The sequence below is a fragment of the Gudongella ferriphila genome (assembly GCF_046224405.1).
Lineage (GTDB): Bacteria > Bacillota > Clostridia > Tissierellales > Tissierellaceae > Gudongella.
Genome location: NZ_JBJXRK010000003.1, coordinates 70,306 through 92,600 on the forward strand (window position 1 = coordinate 70,306; position 22,295 = coordinate 92,600).

Sequence of the window (22,295 nt, forward strand, 5' to 3'; positions counted from 1 at the left end):
GTGGGTTCTTTATTTGACTATATATGGACTGATTTTGAAATCCATATTTTTTAAAGGCTTATTTAGATTCAAGCCAAAAAAGTACAAATCCGTGGCGAGGATATCCATCTGGAGCATTTTTCTGTGCACGGGAAGGAGTTTTGGAATTGAATCAGTTAGTTTATTTAGTATCTCAAGATTTGAGTTATCCTTAATGGAATTAATTATCTGAAAACCTTTATGGTTGCTTCCTAGTATCCTTAAGTATCCAGGATCTAAGGAATACGATTCAAGGATATTCTTTTTGTCTAAATTTGCAAGCAAATGAATTAGAAGCCTTTGTATTCTGGTTTCCGTATAACGCTTAGTTGAAATCAATTCAATCAGCTCAAAAACATCCGAAGTATTTTCCGATAGATTCTTAATTCTGTTCTCAAGTCCTATTTCAACATCAAAATATTCTGCGATTATCTCGGGTTTCAATACACATAGGAGATAATTGATTGCATGCGAATAGTTCTCCAATCCATTTACACATCCATACCTCTGGATGAAATTTAGAATAGCTTGGTAGGATGCTTCAGGAAGTAGACCTGCAACTGATTCAACACCCCTTGTCTTTATTGATTGCCTTATTGCAGTTGCTGAAGCTATGCTGCTCCTGATTTCCCGGTCCTTGTAATCATCTCCTTGTCTCTGGAAAGTCAAGGGTATAATGGATGAGTTTAATCTTCTCAAGGATTTCAGATACTCAATTCCAAGAATATTATTTGACTCCTTGAGTATTTCAGCTGCATTGGGTATTCTAATCTCGTTGGATTCCATATAATCCTCTAGGGCCAGAGATCTTGATACGGAGAAGGAATTGCCTCTATTTAGATGCTCTCTTAGATAGTACTTAAAAAGTGATGGCTCTTCATCCAATATCATTGCAATATCATTTAGCTGATTTACATTGCCTGATTCACTGCCAAAGACCAGATAGTCAACAATCCCCATTGATTCAAGGATTCTGGTGGCACCTGAGGCAAAGAGCTCAGCAGTCTGTACAGCATAGGAAAAAGGCAACTCAACAACAAGGTCAACACCATTTTCTATTGCCATTTCAGCACGTGTCCATTTGTCAACGATTGCGGGTTCGCCTCTTTGAACGAAAGATCCACTCATAACAGCAACCAGATGAGACGCTCCAGTTAGCTCTCTAGTTTTTTCTATGTGTAATCTATGTCCGTTGTGGAAAGGATTGTATTCAGTTATTAAACCAGCTACCTTCATAACCTTGGTCACCTCTTGCTTTCATGTTTGTTTGACTCTGTGTTTATAATTTAATAATATGTGGTTCATTACTAAAAATAATAACACTACATCTAAACATAAACAAATAAAATTTCACTGGTCAGCTTTTATATAGAAATGGAAAATGCAATTATTCAGTGATCAAAGATTTGTTTGAGCCTGTTTTGGTTTCTTCTGTTGATTTTTTAACACAAATATAATACTATTGAGTTAGAAATATTGTTAGGAGGTCTGTAAATGAAAATTTTAGTAATGAACTGTGGTAGTTCTTCTCTGAAATATCAGCTGATTGATATGCAGGGAGAGAAGGTAATGGCAAAGGGTCTTGTTGAAAGGATAGGAATAGAGGGCTCGAAAATTAAACACGATACCACTGGTAAAGAAAGAGTAGTAATTGAGGAACCTATGAAAGACCATAAAAAAGCAATCGAACTAGTGCTTCAGGTTATCGTTGACAAGGATCATGGAGCAATTGAATCCATGGACGAAATAGGAGCAGTAGGTCACAGAGTTGTACACGGTGGGGAAGATTTCGCAAGCTCAGTTATCATCGACGAGGCAGTTATGGATGCTCTTAACAGAAATATTGAGCTGGCTCCATTGCATAATCCGCCAAACATCATGGGAATTGAAGCATGTAAGGAATTGATGCCCAATACACCTATGGTGGGAGTGTTTGATACAGCTTTCCATCAAACCATACCTGCAGATAACTACATTTATCCAATACCTTATGAGTACTATGAAAAATACAAGATCAGAAGATATGGATTCCATGGAACCTCTCACAAGTATGTTTCCATTAGGGCTGCAGAGCTTATGAACAAGGATATCAAGGACCTGAACATAGTAACATGTCACCTAGGCAATGGATCCAGTGTAACGGCAATTGAAGGTGGAAAATCTGTAGACACGAGCATGGGCTTCACACCACTTGAAGGTCTTGCAATGGGAACAAGATCAGGTGATATAGACCCTGCAATAATTCCATTCCTGATGGACAAGGAGGGCATGTCATTTGATGAAGTTAACAACATGCTGAACAAAAAATCAGGTGTACTAGGGATATCAGGATTGAGCAGTGACTTTAGAGATCTTGAGATTGCAGCTGAAGAAGGCAATGAGAGAGCTGAGCTTGCTTTGAAGGTATTTACCAACAGAGTAAAGAAATACATTGCAGCATATGCAGCTCAAATGTGCAGAATTGACGTACTTGTTTTCACAGCTGGAATTGGTGAAAATTCAGATGTCATAAGAAGAATGGTATGTGAAGGACTTGAATGCCTAAACATAAGAATTGATGATGAGCTGAACAATGGAGTTAGGGGTAAGGAAGCAGTACTTAACAAGGACCTAACAAGCGCTACTATCATGGTTATTCCAACCAATGAAGAACTAATGATAGCTAGAGATACCTTGGGTTTGGTCAACGAAAGATAGTAGTTGACAAAGATGTCACTCATATATATAATAGTAGTGTTAGTCTAAGAGGTGACAACTATGAAAATTGATTTATCAGATTTTCTTGATAGTGGAAAGCAAGTTATGAGTTTTTCATTTGACCTGTCCAAGGAAGTGTTTCCAAATGAAGATGTTTCGTCAATTGAAGACCCTATACATATAGAGGGGAACCTCTATAGGGTGGATGGCGAAATACTCATAGAAACTAAAGGTAGATACCTTTACCAGGCACCTTGTGACAGATGTCTTGCTGAGAGCAGCAATGAAATAAGTTTCAAGGCTTCAGGAAAATTGATGGAAGAAGAATCAGGGAACAACATTGAAGATGAGGAATCTGATGAGGTAGTTTACTACAGGGACATGTATGTAAATCTCGATGATTACATCTGGAATCAAATAGCCAGTTCCCTACCGATGAAATTTTTATGCAGCGAGGATTGCAAAGGTTTGTGTCAAAAATGTGGGAAAAACCTTAATGAGGGACCATGTGACTGCACAGTTGAAACTGGTGATTTGCGATTCGAAAAGTTAAGGGAACTTTCTCTAAATGATTAAGGAGGTGTTTTAAATGGCAGTACCAAAAAGGAAAACTTCTAAAGCCAGAAGAGACAAAAGAAGAGCGTCTTCCTATAGACTTAATAAAACCACAGTTGTTGAATGTCCGCAATGTCATGAGCCTAAACAACCACATAGAGTTTGCAGAAGCTGTGGCTATTACAAGAGCAGGGAAGTAATTGTAGTCGAGTAAACAAGAAAGATAGTGATTAGCTTCACTATCTTTTTTTTATGTGCTAAAATGGATATAATAGGTATACTTGAATTTATCAGGGATACAGCCAATAACTATAAATGAGGGATAGGTATGAGAATTATTGTAGATGGAATGGGTGGGGACAATGCACCCGAAGCCATTGTAAAGGGAGCAGTTGAAGCAGTCAATGAATATGGTATAGACATCCTAATCGCTGGCGGAGAGGATGTTATCAAGGAGGAGTTGGAGAAGCATTCGTACCCAGCAGAAAAAATTCAGATTTTGGATGCACCTGAAATTATTACCAACGATGATAATCCAACACTGGCCATAAGAAGAAAGAAAAACAGTTCAATGGTCAAAGGCATGCAGGCACTTGCAGATGGAGAAGGCGATGGCTTCATATCTGCAGGGAATACAGGTGCGCTGCTGGCAGGTGGGATTTTTGTAGTCAAGAGAATTCAGGGCATCGATCGTGCAGCATTGACTGTACTTTACCCAACACTTAGAGGGGCGTCACTATTGGTCGATGCAGGGGCAAACATGGATACAAAACCAGAGTATCTTGAACAATTTGCCATGATGGGATCCATTTACATGGAAGAAGTAATGGGAGTTAAGGAACCTAGGGTAGGGTTAGTAAATGTCGGAGCTGAAGAAACTAAAGGAAATCAGCTTGCCAAGGATACATTCATGGCTTTGAAGGGTTCAAATATTAACTTTATTGGGAATATAGAGGGCAGAGACCTGCCATATGGAGCAGCTGATGTGATGGTCTGCGATGGTTTTGTAGGCAATGTAGTTCTTAAGCTGACCGAAGGTATGGCTTCATCAATATTTTCAATCCTGAAGGAATCATTCATGGCTGATACCAGATCAAAGCTTGGGGCACTTCTTCTTAAACCGCAGCTTAAGAGGATGAAAAAACGTCTAGATTACAGAGAATACGGAGGAGCACCCTTGCTTGGTACAGTTAAACCAGTGGTGAAGGCTCATGGAAGTTCAGATTATTATGCGTTCAAGAATGGTATCGGTCAATTGAAGACCTTTATTGAAAGCGACGTCATAGGTAAAATAGAGAATAAGAAAAGCATATAATGATGAGGAAAGGAAGTTTTTCTTGAATAAGATGTACAAGGTTATCACGGTACAGTTAAGTAGTAACTTACTATTAGATATTAAACATAAAAATGGAGGATTAATATGATCACACAGAAGATAATAAACATTATTACAACACAGTTCAACGTTCCTGAAAAGGATATAAACATGGAAACATCTTTTAGGGATGACCTGAACGCTGATTCACTTGATCTTGTGGAGCTGGTAATGGCGCTTGAAGATGAGTTCGGACTGGAAGTTGAGGACGATGATGTGGAATTGATAAAAACAGTAGGCGATGCCAAAAACTACATAAAGGGTAAATTGGAATAAGCCTGGGGGTGAAACAATGAATGGATATTCGGATAGAGAGAAGCTTGATGAAATACAAGAAAATCTAAAGTATCGCTTTGAGGATATCGAATTGCTTGATACGGCTTTGACACATAGTTCCTATGCGAACGAGCATGGTATGCATGCCAGTAAAAGCAACCAGAGGCTTGAGTTTTTAGGTGATACAGTATTGGGATTGGTTGTCAGTGAGTATCTTTTTATGAAATATCCGTTTTATCCTGAAGGAGAGCTTACAAAGATAAGAGCCAAGGTTGTTTCTGAGCCATCTCTTGCCCTTGCAGCAAGAAGAATTAACCTGGGAAACTTTCTACTTTTGGGCAAGGGAGAAGAGAGTACTGGTGGAAGAGATGGGGACTCCATACTTGCCGATGCCAGTGAAGCGATTACAGGGGCAATTTTTATGGATAGCAATTACGAAACCGTTAGGGAGTTCCTGCTAAAGAACTTTGAGACTATAATTGTTAAGGCTGTTGCAAAGGGATCGCTTTTTATAGACTACAAGACAGGACTACAGGAAAAACTCCAGAAAATAACACGGGAGAAGCTTGTTTATACAGTAGTCAAGGAAGAAGGACCAGACCACAACAAGCTGTTCCATATAGATGTTTCAGTGGGTGGAGATGTAATTGGTTCGGGAATTGGCAGGAACAAGAAAGAAGCGGAACAAATGGCTGCAAAGGAAGCACTTATTCTTATGGGTGAAGATTATGACTAGACATTACATTATTCCTATATTTGTCCCGCATTTTGGATGCCCACATGATTGCGTTTTCTGTAATCAAAGGAAAATTACGGGACTATCTACTGATGTTACAGTTGAAGAAGTTAGGAGAATAATAGATGAACATTTGGCGACTTTCAAGAAGGACTCATTTATTGAGGTTGCTTTTTATGGTGGTAGCTTTACTGCCATAAAGAAGGAAATTCAAATGGAGTTACTTAAGGTACCCTACGAATACAAGAAAGAAGAGAAAATTCATAACATTAGATTGTCCACCAGACCTGATGCCATAGATGATGATATTCTTGGGCTTCTAAAGGATTTTAAGGTGGACACAATTGAGTTAGGGGTTCAATCTCTTGATAATGAAGTATTGAAGATGAGTGAGAGAGGGCATAGTGATATGGATGTCTATGAATCAACTAGACTCATCAGAAAATGGGGATTTAAGCTTGGACATCAGATTATGCTTGGACTACCAGGTGACAGTCGTAAAAAGAGTCTGGATACTGCAAAAAGCATACTGGAAATGAATCCAGATATGATTAGGATATATCCGACCCTTGTAATTAAAAACACAGCGCTAGAAGACCAAATGAATGAAGGAAGTTATACACCATTGAGCCTAGATGAGGCTGTTGAAACATCTGCAATGATTTTAATGGCTTTTACCTCCCGGAATATTCCTGTGATCAGGGTTGGACTACAACCTACTGAAAACATACAAATGGGAAAGGACGTTGTTGCAGGGCCATTCCATCCTTCCTTTAGACAACTGGTTGAGGAGTATGTATTTAGATTGCTTTTTAATGAGTATGTGACTAGAAACAGAATTGAAACAAAGGGAAAGGTTCTCGTTTTCCAATGTTCCAATACTAAGACGTCAATAATTGCAGGCCAGCATGGTAGAAATAGGGAAAGGCTTATTGATGACTACGGATTTAAAAAGGTTAAAATAATCCCTTCCATAAAAAAGGATAACAAAGTTAAAATAGTCATTGATAACGAGGAAAGAGTTATTGACCTAGATGAGGAAATTAAATTATACGTTAATAATAACCCTATATAAAGGCTCCCAAGTGGGTCTTTATACGGGTGGTCCCTATGGACTGGAATGGAGTGTATTCAATGTATCTAAAAAAAGTTGAAATTCAGGGTTTCAAATCTTTTGCAGAAAAGACGGAAGTAGTCTTTAATGACAGGGTAACTGCTATTGTCGGTCCAAACGGAAGTGGCAAGAGCAATATTGCCGATGCAATAAGATGGGTCCTGGGTGAGCAAAGTGTAAAGAATCTAAGAGGAACCCGAATGGAGGACATTATTTTTTCCGGAACTGAAAAAAGAAAAGCTCTAGGGTACTCAGAGGTAACGATAATTTTTGACAATTCATCCGGAAGGATACCAATAGACTATAGAGAGGTAGCAGTAACTAGAAGGATGTTCCGTTCAGGGGAGAGCGAATATTACATAAACAAGAATTCATGTAGACTGAAGGATATTCGAGAACTTTTTATGGATACTGGTGTAGGAAAGGAAGGATATTCTATAATAGGGCAGGGGAAAATCGATGAAATACTGTCCAATAAACCGGAAGATAGACGGAATATATTTGAAGAAGCAGCGGGAATTGTAAAATATAAATCCAAAAAGCAGGAAGCTTTGAGAAAGCTTGACAGAACTCAGTCCAATCTCACTAGAATAGGCGATTTACTTCATGAAATAAAGAACCAGAAAGAAAATCTTCAATTGGAAGCAGAAAAGGCTAAGGAATTTCAAAAGCTCTATGGGCAACTTCGAAGACTTGATTCAAGCCTTTCCGTGTATGAAGTTGATCGACTGAAGACCAAGCTTGCAGATGCGGAAGAGAAAAAAGCTGCATTGGAGAATGAAAAATCGATCATTGAAGCTGATAGTCTTCAGGTTGAAGAAAGTTATTCAACGCTAAAGTCTAGAATTGAGGATTTGGAGAGGGTTATTGAAGAAAAAAGAACTCTTAAGATGGAAAGTATTCAGGAGTTTGAGAGGTCGAAAAATAGGGTTAAAATATTGGAGGAAAGGGAGATCCATCTAAACAAAGAGGTTTTACGGCTGAATGAAGAAATTGAGAAAGGTAATGAATTTCTTCAAGTGGGTGACACTAGGATGGATTCATCTGCTATTGAGATAGATAGATTAAGCAATGAGGTGAGGCTGCTAAAAGAGCACCTGGATGAAAAGTTTCTTCAAAAGAAAGAACTTGATATCAGAATGCTCAGCCTAGAAAAAGATATTAATAGTAGAAAAAATCAGTTGATGTCCTTATATACCTCATTATCCGACAAGAAAAGTGAGAGCAACACAATTCTCTCGTTTGAAGATAGCATAAAAGGAAGGCTTGAAATCCTTACTGAGGATGAAAACTCAATAAGCAATAAATGCAAAAAGCTAAAAATAGAACTTGACCTTAAAGCGGAGGAACTTGACAAGTTAATTGAATCTAGAGGGATTCTCGAAGAAAAAACTGGAGATATAGTGGATGAGATAGGCAGGTTGAGAACTAGCTTGTCATTTGAACAATCAAAGCTGCAGGAAATCCAGAAGGAATTGGATACTTCTGCTTCATCACAAAAACTATACAAGAATATGGAAAAGGAGTACGAAGGGTATTATAACAGTGTTAAATCATTGATTAAAGCCATCAACACAAACAGTGAGCTAGGAGATGGATTTATTGGCACCGTGGCGGATTTGTTTACGGTTGACAAAAAATACATGAAGGCGATAGAGGTAGCTTTAGGTTCATCCATTCAGAATATTGTTGTTACAGATGATGATAGTGCTAAAAGAATGATTAGTTATCTAAAATCTGAGAAGAAAGGTAGAGCTACATTTTTGCCGCTTAATACGGTCACGGGATGGGAAATTAGTATTCCTGATGGAGATAGAAAAGAGTTTGGACTGGTTGGTGCTGCTTCAAGCATTCTTAAGAACGACTCAAAGTACAACAAGGTTTTCATGAATCTTCTGGGAAGGACAATAATAGCCCACTCACTGGAAGATGCAATCAATTACTCTAAAAAATCTGGATTTAAGTCCAGGATTGTTACAGTAGATGGTGAGATCATAAACCCGGGAGGGAGCTTGACTGGTGGTAGTGCGAAAAACCAGTCCATCAGCATTTTGAACAGAAAGCATACTCTGGCTGAGCTGGGAGGTAAAATTAAGAAACTTAAGAATCATATTGATATAAAAAAATCTTCAATACAAGAGATAGAACTGGATTTAGAACAACAATTGGTCACCAATGAAAAACTAACTGAAGATATGGGTAGCATAAAGACAAGAATGACAGCTCTTGAAAAGGAAATTGACAACATGGATTATCAATATGAAATTCAAATCCAGTCGATGGAATCGAAGAAAATTGAAATTCTAGGTCTGAAGGATGAGCTAAATGAGCTTGAGTTAAGGAAAAAAGAGCTAAATAAAGATCATACAAATCTAAAGAACAGTCACGACAAGCTGGAAGTTGAAATTTCAGAACTTCAAAAAACATTTGATGAGAGCAAAAAAACCAAAGTCATATTGGATAATGATATAACTGAAACTAGAATTAAGCTTAATGCTTTAGAAAAGTCTCTGGGGAATTTTAAGGAGAGAATTCAGGAAAGTGAGTTGTCTATTTCTGAAACCAAGGAATCCGTAAGAATCAAGGAAGCAGAATTGAACAGACTTCAAAGAGAAATATCAGAAAATACCCTGGAGAAGATTGAATTGGCTGAATACATTCAAAGGCAGTCAACCTCGGAAGAAGAGGAATCGGGAGTATTAAAGGATAAAGTTCGGGAAAAGGAAACCCAAATGAAGGAATTCTATCAGCTGCAGGATCGGTTAAGAGAATTGACCAAAAGACAGACCACAGTAGAAAGAGAATTGAATAAATTGGAGGTAGATCAGGCCAAGGCTCAATTGCAGATTGAAAACATACTTGAAAAACTTGAAAATGACTATGAAATTACTCTTGCTGAGGCTGAAAAACTATACTCAGAGATTGAGGATATCAGGACAACCAAGAAAACCATTTCCGAACTGAAGCAAGGAATAAAGGAGTTGGGAAATGTAAATATCAGCTCCATAGAAGAATATGAAAATGTTCTTGAGAGATACGACTTTTTGAATAAGCAGGTAATTGACCTCAATGGTGCAAAAGAGGACATAGAATCCGTTGTAAAGGATATGGAGAAAAAGATGAGGGTGCAGTTTAGAAAATCTTTCCAGGAAATCAATGAAAGATTCAGTGAAACATTTTCAGTACTCTTCAAAGGTGGGAAAGCCAGATTGGAGATTGAAGATGGTGATGACATTCTTACTGCAGGAATTGAAATAATGGCACAACCACCAGGAAAGAAGCTCCAAAGCCTTACGCTTCTATCTGGTGGAGAGAAATCTCTTACTGCCGTTGCGCTTCTTTTCGCCATACTGAAAACAAGACCATCACCTTTCTGCATACTGGATGAAATTGACGCAGCCCTTGATGAGGCAAATATAAGCAGGTACACCTCGTATCTTAACAGTCTTGAGGATAATACTCAGTTTGTGCTAATAACACATAGGAAAACCACCATGGAGATTGCTGATGTATTGTATGGGGTTACAATGGAAGAGGAAGGCGTCAGCAGAATGATTTCATTGAAGCTGAAGGACTACGACGAAATAGCAAGCTAGGAGGCAATATGTATGTTTAACTGGTTTAAAAAAGATAAGAAGAAACAGGAGGAATACAATCAGACACTGGAGTCTCTAAATACTGATAATGGAATTGATTTAGAAGATGAAGGAGATAGTTGTGAGACTGTTGAGGATGAAGCTGTTTCAACCCATCAGATAGAAGATGAAGATTCCGGTTCTGTATCGGGAGGTATCCTTGAGAGATTGAAGAATGGGCTTTCAAAAACAAGAAAGGACATGAGCAACAAAATAGAGGATATCATAAGTGGATACAAAGGAGTTGACGATGAACTCTTTGATGACCTGGAGGATGTACTTGTATCTGCTGATGTAGGTGTAAATCCTACCATGATGATAATTGACAGGTTGAGGGAGAGAGTCAGAGAGGAAAGAGTAAGTGATCCCAAGGAAGTCAAAGGACTTTTGAAGGATGAAATTAAGAAGCTTATGATGGAATCAGTACCTTCAAATGAGTTGAATCTCCTGCCACATCCATCAGTTCTGTTGGTGGTAGGGGTCAATGGAGTCGGTAAGACAACCACCATTGGCAAGCTTGCATATGGATTCAAGGAGAATGGGGAAAAGGTGCTCATTGCGGCTGGTGATACATTCAGAGCAGCAGCAATAGAACAACTGGAGGAATGGAGCAACAGAGCGGGAGCAGAAATCATTTCACATACTGAAGGTTCAGATCCTGCGGCTGTAATATTCGATGGTATCCAGGCTGCAAAAGCAAGAAAAGCTGATATCTTGATATGTGACACAGCAGGAAGGCTTCACAATAAATCAAATCTTATGAATGAGCTGAACAAGATATTTAGAATAGTGGAAAGGGAGTATGGTGAAGCGACAAAGGAAGTTCTACTTGTTCTTGATGCCACTACTGGCCAAAACGCAATCAATCAAGCCAAGGTCTTCAAGGAGGTAGCAAATATTACTGGTGTAGCATTAACCAAGCTTGATGGAACTGCAAAAGGAGGGGTAGCAATTGCACTGCAAACCGAACTTAAGCTACCCATTAAGATTATTGGAGTTGGAGAAAAGGTAGAAGATCTCCAGCCATTTGATACAGATAGTTTCATTGATGCTATTTTCGAATAAGTGTTGACAAAAAAGGTTAAATAAAATATCATTATACTGTCAAGGATAATGCTTGACAGTATATTTAGTTGGTGATAAAATGGAGAAGTTGGTTAGAATTGGAATATTATTTGACTTCTATGGAAAGCTCTTAAGTCCTAAACAATATCAGGTGATTGAGTTGTATTACTCTAATGACCTGACCCTTTCTGAAATTGGAGAAGTTCTTCAAATAAGCAGACAAGGTGTATTTGATACTCTTAAGCGGGCTGAAGATAAGCTTCTAAAGTATGAGGAGAAGCTTGGACTTGTAGATAAATTTTATGAGAGTCAGGAAGCTATACGTGAATCAAGGAATCTAGCACGAGAAATTTGTAAAATTGGGGAAAAGTCATCTGATGATGAAATAGTCAAAAAGGCTAAGTTGATTGAAAGCCTGATTTCTGACATTTTATTATAGATATAGGAGGTTTCATTTTGGTATTTGAAAGTTTATCGGAAAAACTTCAGAATGCTTTGGGAAAGCTCAAAGGCAAGGGTAAGATAAGTGAGAAAGATCTGGATGCAGCGCTTCGTGAAGTCAGATTGGCATTGTTGGAAGCTGATGTAAACTTTAAGGTTGTAAAGGATTTTATAAAAAAAATCAAGGAAAGAGCCTTAGGTGCTGAAGTTCTTGAAAGTCTGACTCCTGGACAGCAGGTAATAAAGATAGTAAATGATGAACTGACTGCTTTAATGGGGGACAAGGAAGTAAAGCTAAACATGGCCTCCACACCACCTACAGTAATATTGATGTGTGGTTTACAGGGTGCAGGTAAGACCACAACATCTGGAAAACTTGCAAACAACCTGAAGAAGCAAAACAAGAGACCTCTGCTTGTAGCTTGTGACATTTATCGGCCGGCAGCCATAAAGCAGCTTGAAGTAGTCGGTGAGAAGGTAGGGGTGCCCGTTTTTTCAATGGGTGACAAGCACAATCCTGTGGACATAGCAAAGGCAGCTATGGAGCATGGCAAGAAAAATGGAAATGACGTAATTATTATAGATACTGCAGGTAGACTTCACATTGATGAGAATCTGATGCAGGAAATAACTGAGATCAAAGAAGTGACAAATCCTGATGATATACTGTTGGTATTGGATGCAATGACAGGTCAGGACGCTGTAAATGTAGCGCAGTCATTCAACGACCAATTAAGCATTACAGGAGTTGTGCTCACCAAGCTGGATGGTGATGCAAGAGGTGGTGCGGCTCTATCCATTAGGGCTGTTACAGACAAACCCATAAAATTTGTGGGTATGGGTGAAAAGCTGGACCAATTGGAGCCATTTCATCCTGACAGGATGTCATCAAGAATTCTTGGAATGGGTGATGTGCTAAGTCTAATTGAGAAAGCCCAATCAAACATCGACGAAAAGAAAGCTATGGAATTGGAAAAGAAAATGAGAACTGCACAGTTCACATTTGATGATTTTCTAGATCAGCTTGAGCAGATGAAAAATATGGGTCCCTTGGATGAGATTCTAGGAATGATACCTGGTATGAACTCAAAAGCTTTGAAGGGTTTGAATGTTGACAACAGAGAACTTGCAAGGATAGAGGCAATAATCAAGTCAATGACAAAAAAAGAAAGAGACAATCCAGATATTATTGATAGTAGCAGAAGAAAGAGAATTGCAACAGGAAGCGGTACAAATGTACAAGATGTCAATAAACTTTTAAAACAGTTTAAGGAAACAAAAAAAATGATGAAGAAGTTTTCTGACATGAGCAAACCATCGAAGAAAAAAGGGAAGATGGGTTTCCCCTTTTTCTAAATAGATACTAACTTGCAATGGGAGGTGAAATTAATGGCTGTAAAAATAAGACTAAGAAGAATGGGTGCAAAAAAGACTCCTTTCTATAGAATTGTTGTAGCTGACTCAAGAGCACCAAGAGATGGTAGATTCATTGAGGAGCTGGGATACTACAATCCTCTTACTGAACCAAAAACAGTAAAGATAGACAATGAGAAGGCTGCTAAGTGGCTTAAGAATGGTGCAAAACCAACTGAAACAGTTGAAAGACTATTTAAGAACAGTGGTTTGTACGAAACTGCTGAAGAAGTAACTGCTGAAGAAGAAACTGCTGAATAATTTCGGAGGTGCAGATGATGGGTGAATTAGTAGAATTTATTGCAAAGGCACTTGTAGATAATCCTGACGAAGTCAGTGTGAACGAAGTGGAAGGATCCCAATCAATTATCATAGAATTGAAAGTTGCACCTGATGATATGGGAAAAATCATTGGTAAGCAGGGAAGAATAGCAAAGGCCATTAGAACAGTGGTAAAAGCGGCTGCTATCAAGGATAACAAGAGAGTGGTTGTTGAAATCATTCAATAATTTAAATATTGGCGGGTGTAAGGATGGAGTACACAATAATTGGGAAAATTACGGGAACACATGGAATTAAGGGAGACCTTAAGGTGTTCCCACTGACGGACTCAACCGACAGGTTTTTTGAACTGAAAAAGGCTTATTTAGGTGAAGAGAAGACAAAGCTACAGATAAGTGGTGTGAAGCTTCACAAGGGAATGATATTGCTGAGGTTTCAAGATCATGATGATATTAACAAGGTTTTGGCCTTTAAGGATGAGTATATATATGTGGACGAAGAAGACAAAATCAAATTGCCTGAAAACCACTACTTCATTTCAGATCTTATTGGCTGTAGAGTCTATGATTTATCAGAGTCTTTTATAGGTAGTCTAACAGATGTAATCCAGAACTCGGCAAATGACGTTTATGTAGTAACTGCAGAAAACGGCAAGGAATACCTAATTCCAGCTGTTGAAGCTTTTATAGCTTCTGTGGATGTTTTAGACAAAAAAATAATTATTGATCCTATCGAAGGAATGATTGAATGAAAATCGATGTGTTGACCCTTTTTCCTGAAATATTTAACATGTTAAGAGACTATAGCATAGTAGGAAGAGCAATTGATTCCGAAGCAATAGTAATTAATGCTGTAAATATCAGGGACTTTTCCACAGACAAGCATAAGAGGGTGGATGATTATCCCTATGGTGGAGGCAAGGGAATGGTTATGAAGCCTGAACCAATCTACTCTGCCATACAAAATTGCAAAAAAGATAATTCACGGGTAATATACCTTTCACCTCAAGGTAGGATCCTAACACAATCATTGGTAAAGGAACTGTCCGGCGAAGATCATCTCATTCTTCTGGCCGGGCATTATGAAGGTGTAGACAATAGAATCATAGAGAATTATGTTGATGATGAGATTTCAATTGGAGATTATGTTTTAACTGGTGGAGAGCTGCCTGCCATGGTGTTGATTGATACAATCAGCAGACTAATGCCAGGTGTTTTATCATCTGAGGAATCATACGAGATAGAATCTCATTACGAGGGACTACTGGAGTATCCTCAATACACAAGGCCAAGAGTGTTTATGGGTAATAAGGTACCAGATGTCCTTTTGAGTGGAGATCACTCTAAAATTAACATGTGGAGACAGGTAAGTGCACTTCGCACTACTTTCATGAAAAGGCCTGACATGCTGATGAGAATGAAAAACCCCGAGGAACAGCTGGATCTAATGGATTCATTGTTGAAGCTAATTGGGAAAAGATAGTTGAATTGAATGTACCGGTATGCTATAATACCTAGGGTATAAGTAAGGACGGTCCTCTGCTTGCAGGGCATGAACGTCTAGGTAGAAGGGAGGATGCAAAATGGATATAATTAAAATGCTTGAAGATGAACAATTGAGAAATGATCTCCCTGAGTTTAACGTTGGAGACACAGTACAGGTTCACTACAGAGTAGTTGAAGGTACAAGAGAAAGAATTCAGATTTTCGAAGGTACTGTAATAAAGGTTCAAGGTGGAGGAGCAAGAGAAACTTTTACTGTTAGAAGACTTTCATATGGAGTAGGAGTAGAAAGAACTTTCCCAATCCACTCACCAAGAATTGAAAAACTGGTTGTTACCAGAAAAGGTAAGGTAAGAAGAGCTAAGTTGTACTACCTAAGAGAGAGACAAGGTAAGTCTGCTAAAGTTAAAGAGAAAAGATTTTATTAATGGGACTGTTTCAGTCCCAATTTTTATTTAAGTGGGTGTTAGAATGAGCATGAACATTAACTGGTATCCAGGGCACATGAAAAAAACAAGAGAATCAATACAGAAGAACCTTAAAATGATTGATATTGTCTTTGAGCTTCTAGATGCAAGAATACCTTACAGTAGCCAAAATCCAGTTATTGATTCCGTTGTTGGAAACAAGCCAAGGATAGTACTTCTGAACAAATCAGACCTGGCCGATACAAATGGAAATAGACAGTGGCAGGAGCACTACAGGAGCTTAGGTATCTCTTCCATTCTTATAAACTCTTTGTCAGGCAAGGGAGTGGATGATCTGGTTGTAGAAGCCAGAAGAGTAATGGATGAAAAGAGGGTAAACAATGCTAAGAGAGGAATCATAAATCAGCCAATTAGAGCTATGATCCTTGGGATACCCAATGTTGGAAAGTCAACCCTTATAAACAGCTTGGCAGGTAGAAAGAGTGCAAAAACAGGAAATAGACCTGGCATAACAAAAACAAATCAGTGGATTAAGACCAAAGGTGGGATAGAACTTCTGGATACACCAGGAATCCTTTGGCCAAAGTTCGAAGAGGAGCAGGTGGGAATAAATCTTGCCTTTACTGGAGCAATCAAGGATGAAATACTTGATACAGAAACCTTGGCGCTAAAGCTCATTGAAAAGCTAATGATCGTCAAGCCACAGGCACTTGTTGAAAGATACAGGATTGAGATGGGCAGTGAAAATGAACCTCTATCGGTGATGGAGGCAATCGCTACCAAAAGAGGCTGTCTGTTAAAGGGTGGCAACTTTGATTATGAAAAGGTAAGTAGAATTATTCTCGATGAGTTTAGAAGGGGAATGATGGGTAAAATTACTCTTGAGTACCCTAAGAGAGGTGAATGATTTGTTCGAGATTGAGCAGAAACTTTTTTTTGAAGGGCACAAGCTAGTTGCATGCATCGATGAAGTGGGCAGAGGTTGTCTCTACGGTGATGTAGTTGCAGGTGCTGTAATACTTCCAGCTGGGTTTACCATCGATGGAGTAAAGGATTCCAAGAAGCTAAGTGAGAAGAAGAGAGAGAACCTTTTTGAAATTATAAAAAGTGAGTCCGTCGCTTATGGTTTTGGAGTGGTTGGTCCCGAAGTGATAGACAAAATCAATATTAGGCAGGCTACAAGATTGGCTATGAAGCTTGCATTGAATAATTTAAGGGATCGAGATGGGAATAGAATCACTCCCTCCTATGTCCTTGTGGATGCAGAGGATGTTGATACAAACATTCCTCAGAAAGCGGTTATTGATGGAGATAATCTGGTTCATGGAATTTCAGCTGCATCCATACTTGCTAAGGTGTATAGGGATAGGATGTGTCAGGAATGGGATATGGTACACCCAGGCTATGATCTCGCCAAGAACAAGGGCTATGGAACCAAGAACCACAGGGATGCACTGGTTGAACTTGGTCCAACCAACAGACATAGAATGACATTTTTAAAGAACATTCTGAGAGGATAAATATGAAATCACACATAAAAACAGGAAGATTAGGAGAACAGTTAGCTCTTGACTATCTCAACAACAAGGGCTATAGCGTTCTTGAAACAAATTACCGCAACAAAATCGGTGAAGTTGATATTATTGCATATGATAAGGATATACTTGCCTTTATTGAGGTCAAAACCAGAATGGGAACTGATTATGGGTACGCCTACGAATCCGTTAACTCCAGAAAACAAAAGAAAATAGCAAATACTTGTCTGATGTACCTGCAGAAAAACAAGCTGTATGATGTTCAGGTAAGGTTTGATGTTATTGAAGTATATCCCATGGAGAAGAAAACTATAAACCATTTTGAAAACGCTTTTTCATTGTAAAACTGGATTTATTCATTCCTGAAAAGAAATGGGAATTTCAGGGAAACATAAAATTGCAAGGGAGAGGTTTTATGTATTCTAAAGTCAAGACTTGCGTATTGCAAGGACTGGATGGACATATTGTCGAGGTTGAGGTAGACCTTTCAAGAGGTATGCCAATGTTTACGATAGTTGGTCTTCCTGATGCAGCCATAAAGGAGTCCAAGGAGAGGGTCAGAACTGCAATAAGAAATAGTGGCTTTGAGTTTCCTTTAAGTAGGATCACTGTGAATCTGGCACCAGCCAACCTAAAGAAGGATGGTTCTCAGATGGACATGGCAATTGCTGCAGGGATCCTGATTGCAGACGGTTTAATCGAGGAATTCAATCCTGAGAAGATGGCATTTCTAGGGGAGCTATCATTGGATGGAACAGTGAATCCCATAGATGGAGCCTTGGCAATGATAATTTCCTTAAGAGATCTTGGAGTTAGAAGATGCATCATACCCTTTGACAATAGGGAGGAATGTGGAATAATTGAGGATGTGGAAGTTATTCCTGTAAAGAATCTTGTCGATTTAATAGAACACCTAAATGGAAATATACAAATAAGTCCATACATAGCAAGCACAGAAGGGAAAGAGAGTTTTGAGGAGTCACTATATGACTTTTCAGATATAAAAGGGCAGGATGGATTGAAACGGGCAATGGAGGTATCTGCTGCAGGAGCGCATAATCTTCTAATCATAGGGCCACCTGGATCTGGGAAGACCATGGCGGCAAGAAGAATACCTGGAATTCTACCCCACCTCTCATTTGAGGAATCCATTGAAGTTACGAAGATATACAGTATTTCAGGTTTGTTGGGCAAGAGCAGGCTAATCAAGGAACGACCATTCAGAGCTCCACACCATTCATCATCTGGTGTTTCCATAATAGGTGGGGGAAGAATCCCAAAGCCTGGAGAGGTATCCTTGGCTCACAATGGTGTCTTGTTTTTTGACGAGTTACCTGAGTTTCAGAAAAGTGTTTTGGAGGTTCTAAGACAACCACTAGAAGATGGATTTGTTCATATATCAAGAGCCAATGCGTCTCTTTCATATCCGTCAGATTTTATGTTTGTTGCAAGCATGAATCCATGTCCATGTGGATATTTTGGAGACCCACTACATGAGTGTACTTGTAATCAAAACCATATTGACAGATATCTTGGAAAGATCAGTCATCCGTTGCTTGATAGAATTGACCTTCATATAGAGGTTTTACCTGTTAAATATGAAGAACTTAATACGGACATTCAGTCAAGATCTTCAGATGAGATGAGAAAATCAGTTTCAGAGGCAAGGGATGTTCAACTGGAAAGATTTTCAGGATTGAATATATACACAAATTCACAAATGGGAAATAAGGAAATAAAAAAATTCTGCAAGCTTACACCTTCCAGCGAGAAAATAATGAAAAGTGCTTTCGATAAGCTAAGATTCAGTGGAAGAACCTACAACAAGATCCTAAAGGTCGCAAGGACCTTGGCTGATCTTGATGGAGCAGACAATATTGACGATAAGCATCTTTTGGAGGCAATCCAATATAGAAGCCTAGATAAAAAATATTGGGGGTAATGTATGAGCCAGGAAAGGAATACAGTTATATGGCTTAATAGTCTTGGAATTTATAATGATTCAATTGACAAGTTGAAATCTTATCTGGGGGATTTAAGGGAAATTCATGAGCTTGGCCACAGTGATTTGGAGAAGTTGGGAATCTTTAGCAGTGGTGCTCTGGAAAAAATTACAAAATCTGATTTCAAATCAAGTATGGATAGATACTACGAAAAGCTTAATGGTCTGGAAATGGATGTAATCACAATCTTTGACAAGGATTACCCCCAAGACCTTCTAAAGATTCCGGATAAACCATTTGTAATATATAGGAAGGGCAGTATGATTCCGCAAGACCATATTGCAATGGGAATCGTGGGCTCCAGAAAAGCCACAAATTATGGGAAGTGGGCAGCGGAAAGATTTGCTAGAGAACTTGCAAATATGGGAGTGACCATTATTAGTGGAATGGCGGCTGGCATTGATTCAATCGCCCACAGGACTGCAGTTGAGAATGGAGGAAGGACTATTGGAATCCTAGGAAACGGACTGGACAAAGTATACCCTAAATCAAATTGGGGATTATATAAGGAAGCCGTAGATAACGGTGCATTGATAAGCGAATTTCCTCCAGGTGCCCAACCTTACAATTTTCACTTTCCCATGAGAAACAGGATAATATCAGGATTAAGTTTGGGAGTCATAGTGGTGGAGGCACAACAGAGGTCAGGATCATTGATTACTGCGCACCATGCGCTTGCTCAGGGAAAGGATGTCTTTGCCATACCAGGGAATATAAACAGTATTTACAGCCAAGGAACCAATATGCTCATTCGTGATGGTGCAAAACCGCTACTTGACATGGATGATATACTGGAAGAGGTAAGGGAACTGCAACTACTTAAAAGATCAAATGATATGGATAGGTTAAATGAAGCTGATTTAAGCGACACTGAAAGACGGGTACTAGCCTTCCTAAAGGAAGGACCGGTACACAGCGATATAATAGTGCTAAAGTCAGGCTTGGATATACAGACAGTTATAAGTACTCTTACTATTTTGGAGTTGAAAGGTATAATAAAGGAAATGAGCAGTAGGATATTTGCAATCGTATAATGTCCGGTTTGCTTCGGAGGTGTAATCATTGTCGAAATATTTGGTAATAGTTGAGTCCCCGGCAAAGGCGAAAACAATAAGTAAAATCTTAGGGAGAAATTACAAGGTAGTTGCTTCTGTTGGGCATGTGAGAGATCTTCCAAAGAGCCGTCTTGGAGTTGAAATTGAGAAGGACTTCGAACCTGATTATATAAATATAAGAGGTAAGGGTCCTCTTATAAAGGAATTAAAAAAAGAGGCCAAGAAGGCTGAAAAGGTCTTCTTGGCAACAGACCCTGATCGAGAGGGAGAGGCCATATCCTGGCATCTCGCATACATTCTTGGTCTAGATGAAAATGATAAATACAGGGTAGAATTTAATGAAATCACAAAGGAAAGAATTAAGCAGGCCATCAAGAGTCCAAGAAATTTGGATAAGAGTCTTGTGGATGCTCAGCAGGCCAGAAGAATTCTGGACAGGCTGGTGGGTTACAAAATAAGCCCATTGCTATGGAAAAAGATAAAGAAGGGCCTAAGTGCAGGAAGAGTGCAATCAGTTGCTGTAAAGCTAATCTGTGATAGAGAATCTGAGATAGATGAGTTCATTCCTGTTGAATACTGGACTATAAAAGCTCTTGTGAATAAGGATGAGCAACAGTTTGAATCAAACTTTCATGGCATTGAAAAGAATGGAAAAGATGAAAAACTACAGATTAACAATAAGTCTGAATCAGATGTCATCCTCAAGGAACTTAAGAATAATGACTTTATAGTAAATGAGGTCAAGAAGGGCAAGAGAAAAAGAAATCCCTATCCACCCTATACAACCAGCACAATGCAGCAGGATGCATCAAAGAAACTCGGCTTTTCCACCAAGAAAACCATGATGGTCGCTCAGCAGCTGTATGAAGGTATTGATCTGAAAAAAGGCGGGATAACAGGACTGATAACATATATGAGAACTGACTCCACCCGAGTCTCAAACGAGGCAATGTCCTTCGCCAGGTCATACATTGAAAGTAAATTTGGCAAAGACTACAGCAACGGTGGAAGGAGCTATAGCAATAAGTCCAAGAAGGAAACCCAGGATGCCCATGAAGGAATTAGGCCGACATACATTGACCATTCACCAGAAGACATTAAGGATTATCTGAATAAGGACCAATACAAACTATACAAGATGATCTGGAGTAGGTTTATGGGTTCTCAAATGAAAGAAGCCCTTTATAATACTTTAAATGTAAAAATCATGAATGGAAAGTATGTATTCCGTTCAAATGGTTCACAACTTACATTTCCAGGGTTTTTAAAGATATATTCCACAACGGATGAGGAAACATCAGACATGACGCTTCCATCTATGAAAAAGGGAGATATACTGGAACTGGATAAGCTGGAACCTAAGCAGAACTTTACTCAACCACCGGCAAGGTTTACTGAAGCCTCACTAATAAAACTGATGGAGGAAATGGGAATTGGAAGACCTAGCACCTATTCTCCAACCATATCAACTATACTCTCAAGAGGATATGTTGTTCTGGAAAAGAAATCCTTTTACCCTACTGAGTTGGGATTGCTTGTGAATGAACTCCTTACAGAGTACTTCACACATGTTGTTAATGAAAAATTCACGGCTAATCTTGAAAATGAACTTGATGACATTGCTTCAGGAAGCATATATTGGAAAGAGGTTGTAAGGGAATTCTATGAGGATTTCCAAAAGGAACTCAAAATTGCTGAAGAGGAAATAGATAAAATTGAAATTGAAGATGAAGTCAGCGATGTGGTATGTGAAAAGTGTGGAAGAAACATGGTGGTTAAACATGGACGTTTCGGTAAATTCCTTGCATGTCCAGGATACCCCGAATGTAGGAATACAAAGCCTATCGTTGACAAGATAGATGTTCCCTGCCCAAAATGTGGCGGAGACGTTGTAAGAAAAAGATCCAAAAAGGGAAGAGTGTTCTATGGCTGTAACAATTACCCGGACTGCGATTTTGTTTCCTGGGATGAGCCGGTGAAGGAAAAGTGTCCTGAATGTAAAGGGCCAATGGTTATAAAACGATTGAAGAGTAGAACAACGGTTAAATGTGTAGATTCAAGTTGTGGTTATAGTAAAAATATTTAAAAAAATTAAAAAAACAACTGTACATTTTTCCTCGGATGTAGTATCTTATATATAAATGGCGAATATTCTGAATTGTTCT

23 protein-coding genes are annotated in these 22,295 nt (G+C 38.8%); 22 read left to right on the forward strand and 1 reads right to left on the reverse strand.

Features of this window, described 5'->3' with window-relative positions; all coding sequences use genetic code 11:
• Window positions 1-9 precede the first annotated feature (9 nt).
• A complete protein-coding gene (locus tag ACKVDP_RS03640; RefSeq protein WP_409227444.1) occupies window positions 10-1,254 on the reverse strand; it encodes a nucleotidyltransferase in 1,245 nt (414 codons plus the stop codon).
• Between the two features lie 258 nt (window positions 1,255-1,512).
• Between ACKVDP_RS03640 and ACKVDP_RS03645 the strand changes: the two genes are divergently transcribed.
• The 22 genes from ACKVDP_RS03645 (at window position 1,513) to topA (ending at window position 22,216) form a co-directional block, all read left to right on the forward strand.
• Window positions 1,513-2,715, forward strand: a complete 1,203-nt coding sequence (locus tag ACKVDP_RS03645) for an acetate kinase (RefSeq protein ID WP_409227445.1) — start codon at window positions 1,513-1,515, stop codon at window positions 2,713-2,715.
• Window positions 2,716-2,775: 60 nt separating this feature from the next.
• Window positions 2,776-3,291, forward strand: coding sequence for a YceD family protein (locus ACKVDP_RS03650; protein WP_409227446.1), 516 nt, complete (start codon window positions 2,776-2,778; stop codon window positions 3,289-3,291).
• 13 nt (window positions 3,292-3,304) lie between these two features.
• A complete protein-coding gene (gene rpmF, locus ACKVDP_RS03655) occupies window positions 3,305-3,484 on the forward strand; it encodes a 50S ribosomal protein L32 (RefSeq protein WP_409227447.1) in 180 nt (59 codons plus the stop codon).
• 114 nt (window positions 3,485-3,598) lie between these two features.
• Entirely contained in the window at window positions 3,599-4,585 is a 987-nt protein-coding gene (gene plsX / locus ACKVDP_RS03660) for a phosphate acyltransferase PlsX (protein WP_409227448.1), read from the forward strand.
• 105 nt (window positions 4,586-4,690) lie between these two features.
• On the forward strand, window positions 4,691-4,921 hold the full coding sequence (gene acpP, locus ACKVDP_RS03665; RefSeq protein WP_409227449.1) for an acyl carrier protein: 231 nt from the start codon (window positions 4,691-4,693) through the stop codon (window positions 4,919-4,921).
• A 16-nt stretch (window positions 4,922-4,937) separates the two neighbouring features.
• Window positions 4,938-5,657, forward strand: coding sequence for a ribonuclease III (gene rnc / locus ACKVDP_RS03670; RefSeq protein ID WP_409227450.1), 720 nt, complete (start codon window positions 4,938-4,940; stop codon window positions 5,655-5,657).
• Complete coding sequence (locus ACKVDP_RS03675; protein ID WP_409227451.1) at window positions 5,581-6,732, forward strand: elongator complex protein 3; 1,152 nt, start codon at window positions 5,581-5,583, stop codon at window positions 6,730-6,732. The genes rnc and ACKVDP_RS03675 overlap by 77 nt, the downstream gene beginning before the upstream one ends.
• Window positions 6,733-6,791: 59 nt before the next feature.
• Window positions 6,792-10,367, forward strand: a complete 3,576-nt coding sequence (gene smc / locus ACKVDP_RS03680) for a chromosome segregation protein SMC (RefSeq protein ID WP_409227452.1) — start codon at window positions 6,792-6,794, stop codon at window positions 10,365-10,367.
• A 12-nt stretch (window positions 10,368-10,379) separates the two neighbouring features.
• Window positions 10,380-11,471 (forward strand): signal recognition particle-docking protein FtsY, encoded by a 1,092-nt coding sequence (gene ftsY / locus ACKVDP_RS03685; RefSeq protein WP_409227453.1) that lies wholly within the window; start codon window positions 10,380-10,382, stop codon window positions 11,469-11,471.
• A gap of 79 nt (window positions 11,472-11,550) precedes the next feature.
• On the forward strand, window positions 11,551-11,910 hold the full coding sequence (gene ylxM, locus ACKVDP_RS03690; RefSeq protein WP_409227454.1) for a YlxM family DNA-binding protein: 360 nt from the start codon (window positions 11,551-11,553) through the stop codon (window positions 11,908-11,910).
• A gap of 17 nt (window positions 11,911-11,927) precedes the next feature.
• Complete coding sequence (gene ffh, locus ACKVDP_RS03695; RefSeq protein WP_409227455.1) at window positions 11,928-13,268, forward strand: signal recognition particle protein; 1,341 nt, start codon at window positions 11,928-11,930, stop codon at window positions 13,266-13,268.
• Window positions 13,269-13,301: 33 nt separating this feature from the next.
• Window positions 13,302-13,586 (forward strand): 30S ribosomal protein S16, encoded by a 285-nt coding sequence (gene rpsP / locus ACKVDP_RS03700; RefSeq protein WP_409227456.1) that lies wholly within the window; start codon window positions 13,302-13,304, stop codon window positions 13,584-13,586.
• Between the two features lie 17 nt (window positions 13,587-13,603).
• Window positions 13,604-13,834, forward strand: a complete 231-nt coding sequence (locus ACKVDP_RS03705) for a KH domain-containing protein (RefSeq protein ID WP_409227457.1) — start codon at window positions 13,604-13,606, stop codon at window positions 13,832-13,834.
• A 23-nt stretch (window positions 13,835-13,857) separates the two neighbouring features.
• Window positions 13,858-14,358 carry a ribosome maturation factor RimM gene (gene rimM, locus ACKVDP_RS03710; protein ID WP_409227458.1) on the forward strand — a complete coding sequence of 167 codons (501 nt, stop codon included), beginning with the start codon at window positions 13,858-13,860 and terminating at the stop codon, window positions 14,356-14,358.
• On the forward strand, window positions 14,355-15,089 hold the full coding sequence (gene trmD / locus ACKVDP_RS03715) for a tRNA (guanosine(37)-N1)-methyltransferase TrmD (RefSeq protein WP_409227459.1): 735 nt from the start codon (window positions 14,355-14,357) through the stop codon (window positions 15,087-15,089). The genes rimM and trmD overlap by 4 nt, the downstream gene beginning before the upstream one ends.
• A 100-nt stretch (window positions 15,090-15,189) precedes the next feature.
• Entirely contained in the window at window positions 15,190-15,537 is a 348-nt protein-coding gene (gene rplS / locus ACKVDP_RS03720) for a 50S ribosomal protein L19 (protein ID WP_409227460.1), read from the forward strand.
• A gap of 49 nt (window positions 15,538-15,586) precedes the next feature.
• Window positions 15,587-16,444, forward strand: a complete 858-nt coding sequence (gene ylqF, locus ACKVDP_RS03725) for a ribosome biogenesis GTPase YlqF (RefSeq protein WP_409227559.1) — start codon at window positions 15,587-15,589, stop codon at window positions 16,442-16,444.
• Window position 16,445: 1 nt separating this feature from the next.
• The gene (locus tag ACKVDP_RS03730) at window positions 16,446-17,057 is read left to right on the forward strand and encodes a ribonuclease HII (protein WP_409227461.1); all 612 of its coding nucleotides are present in this window, start codon (window positions 16,446-16,448) and stop codon (window positions 17,055-17,057) included.
• A 2-nt stretch (window positions 17,058-17,059) separates the two neighbouring features.
• A complete protein-coding gene (locus ACKVDP_RS03735) occupies window positions 17,060-17,416 on the forward strand; it encodes a YraN family protein (RefSeq protein ID WP_409227462.1) in 357 nt (118 codons plus the stop codon).
• Between the two features lie 71 nt (window positions 17,417-17,487).
• Window positions 17,488-19,014: a YifB family Mg chelatase-like AAA ATPase gene (locus tag ACKVDP_RS03740; protein ID WP_409227463.1), complete on the forward strand. Its 1,527-nt coding sequence runs from the start codon at window positions 17,488-17,490 to the stop codon at window positions 19,012-19,014.
• Between the two features lie 3 nt (window positions 19,015-19,017).
• Window positions 19,018-20,109, forward strand: a complete 1,092-nt coding sequence (gene dprA, locus ACKVDP_RS03745) for a DNA-processing protein DprA (protein ID WP_409227464.1) — start codon at window positions 19,018-19,020, stop codon at window positions 20,107-20,109.
• A gap of 28 nt (window positions 20,110-20,137) precedes the next feature.
• The gene (topA, locus tag ACKVDP_RS03750; protein ID WP_409227465.1) at window positions 20,138-22,216 is read left to right on the forward strand and encodes a type I DNA topoisomerase; all 2,079 of its coding nucleotides are present in this window, start codon (window positions 20,138-20,140) and stop codon (window positions 22,214-22,216) included.
• The last annotated feature ends 79 nt before the right edge of the window (window positions 22,217-22,295 follow it).

What these genes read in the sequence shown, in the direction of transcription:
- ACKVDP_RS03640 (WP_409227444.1), bottom strand. Translation starts at nt 1,254, where the DNA reads ATGAAGGTAGCTGGTTTAATAACTGAATACAATCCTTTCCACAACGGA.
- ACKVDP_RS03645 (WP_409227445.1), top strand. Translation starts at nt 1,513, where the DNA reads ATGAAAATTTTAGTAATGAACTGTGGTAGTTCTTCTCTGAAATATCAG.
- ACKVDP_RS03650 (WP_409227446.1), top strand. Translation starts at nt 2,776, where the DNA reads ATGAAAATTGATTTATCAGATTTTCTTGATAGTGGAAAGCAAGTTATG.
- rpmF (WP_409227447.1), top strand. Translation starts at nt 3,305, where the DNA reads ATGGCAGTACCAAAAAGGAAAACTTCTAAAGCCAGAAGAGACAAAAGA.
- plsX (WP_409227448.1), top strand. Translation starts at nt 3,599, where the DNA reads ATGAGAATTATTGTAGATGGAATGGGTGGGGACAATGCACCCGAAGCC.
- acpP (WP_409227449.1), top strand. Translation starts at nt 4,691, where the DNA reads ATGATCACACAGAAGATAATAAACATTATTACAACACAGTTCAACGTT.
- rnc (WP_409227450.1), top strand. Translation starts at nt 4,938, where the DNA reads ATGAATGGATATTCGGATAGAGAGAAGCTTGATGAAATACAAGAAAAT.
- smc (WP_409227452.1), top strand. Translation starts at nt 6,792, where the DNA reads ATGTATCTAAAAAAAGTTGAAATTCAGGGTTTCAAATCTTTTGCAGAA.
- ftsY (WP_409227453.1), top strand. Translation starts at nt 10,380, where the DNA reads ATGTTTAACTGGTTTAAAAAAGATAAGAAGAAACAGGAGGAATACAAT.
- ylxM (WP_409227454.1), top strand. Translation starts at nt 11,551, where the DNA reads ATGGAGAAGTTGGTTAGAATTGGAATATTATTTGACTTCTATGGAAAG.
- rpsP (WP_409227456.1), top strand. Translation starts at nt 13,302, where the DNA reads ATGGCTGTAAAAATAAGACTAAGAAGAATGGGTGCAAAAAAGACTCCT.
- ACKVDP_RS03705 (WP_409227457.1), top strand. Translation starts at nt 13,604, where the DNA reads ATGGGTGAATTAGTAGAATTTATTGCAAAGGCACTTGTAGATAATCCT.
- rimM (WP_409227458.1), top strand. Translation starts at nt 13,858, where the DNA reads ATGGAGTACACAATAATTGGGAAAATTACGGGAACACATGGAATTAAG.
- trmD (WP_409227459.1), top strand. Translation starts at nt 14,355, where the DNA reads ATGAAAATCGATGTGTTGACCCTTTTTCCTGAAATATTTAACATGTTA.
- rplS (WP_409227460.1), top strand. Translation starts at nt 15,190, where the DNA reads ATGGATATAATTAAAATGCTTGAAGATGAACAATTGAGAAATGATCTC.
- ylqF (WP_409227559.1), top strand. Translation starts at nt 15,587, where the DNA reads ATGAACATTAACTGGTATCCAGGGCACATGAAAAAAACAAGAGAATCA.
- ACKVDP_RS03735 (WP_409227462.1), top strand. Translation starts at nt 17,060, where the DNA reads ATGAAATCACACATAAAAACAGGAAGATTAGGAGAACAGTTAGCTCTT.
- ACKVDP_RS03740 (WP_409227463.1), top strand. Translation starts at nt 17,488, where the DNA reads ATGTATTCTAAAGTCAAGACTTGCGTATTGCAAGGACTGGATGGACAT.
- dprA (WP_409227464.1), top strand. Translation starts at nt 19,018, where the DNA reads ATGAGCCAGGAAAGGAATACAGTTATATGGCTTAATAGTCTTGGAATT.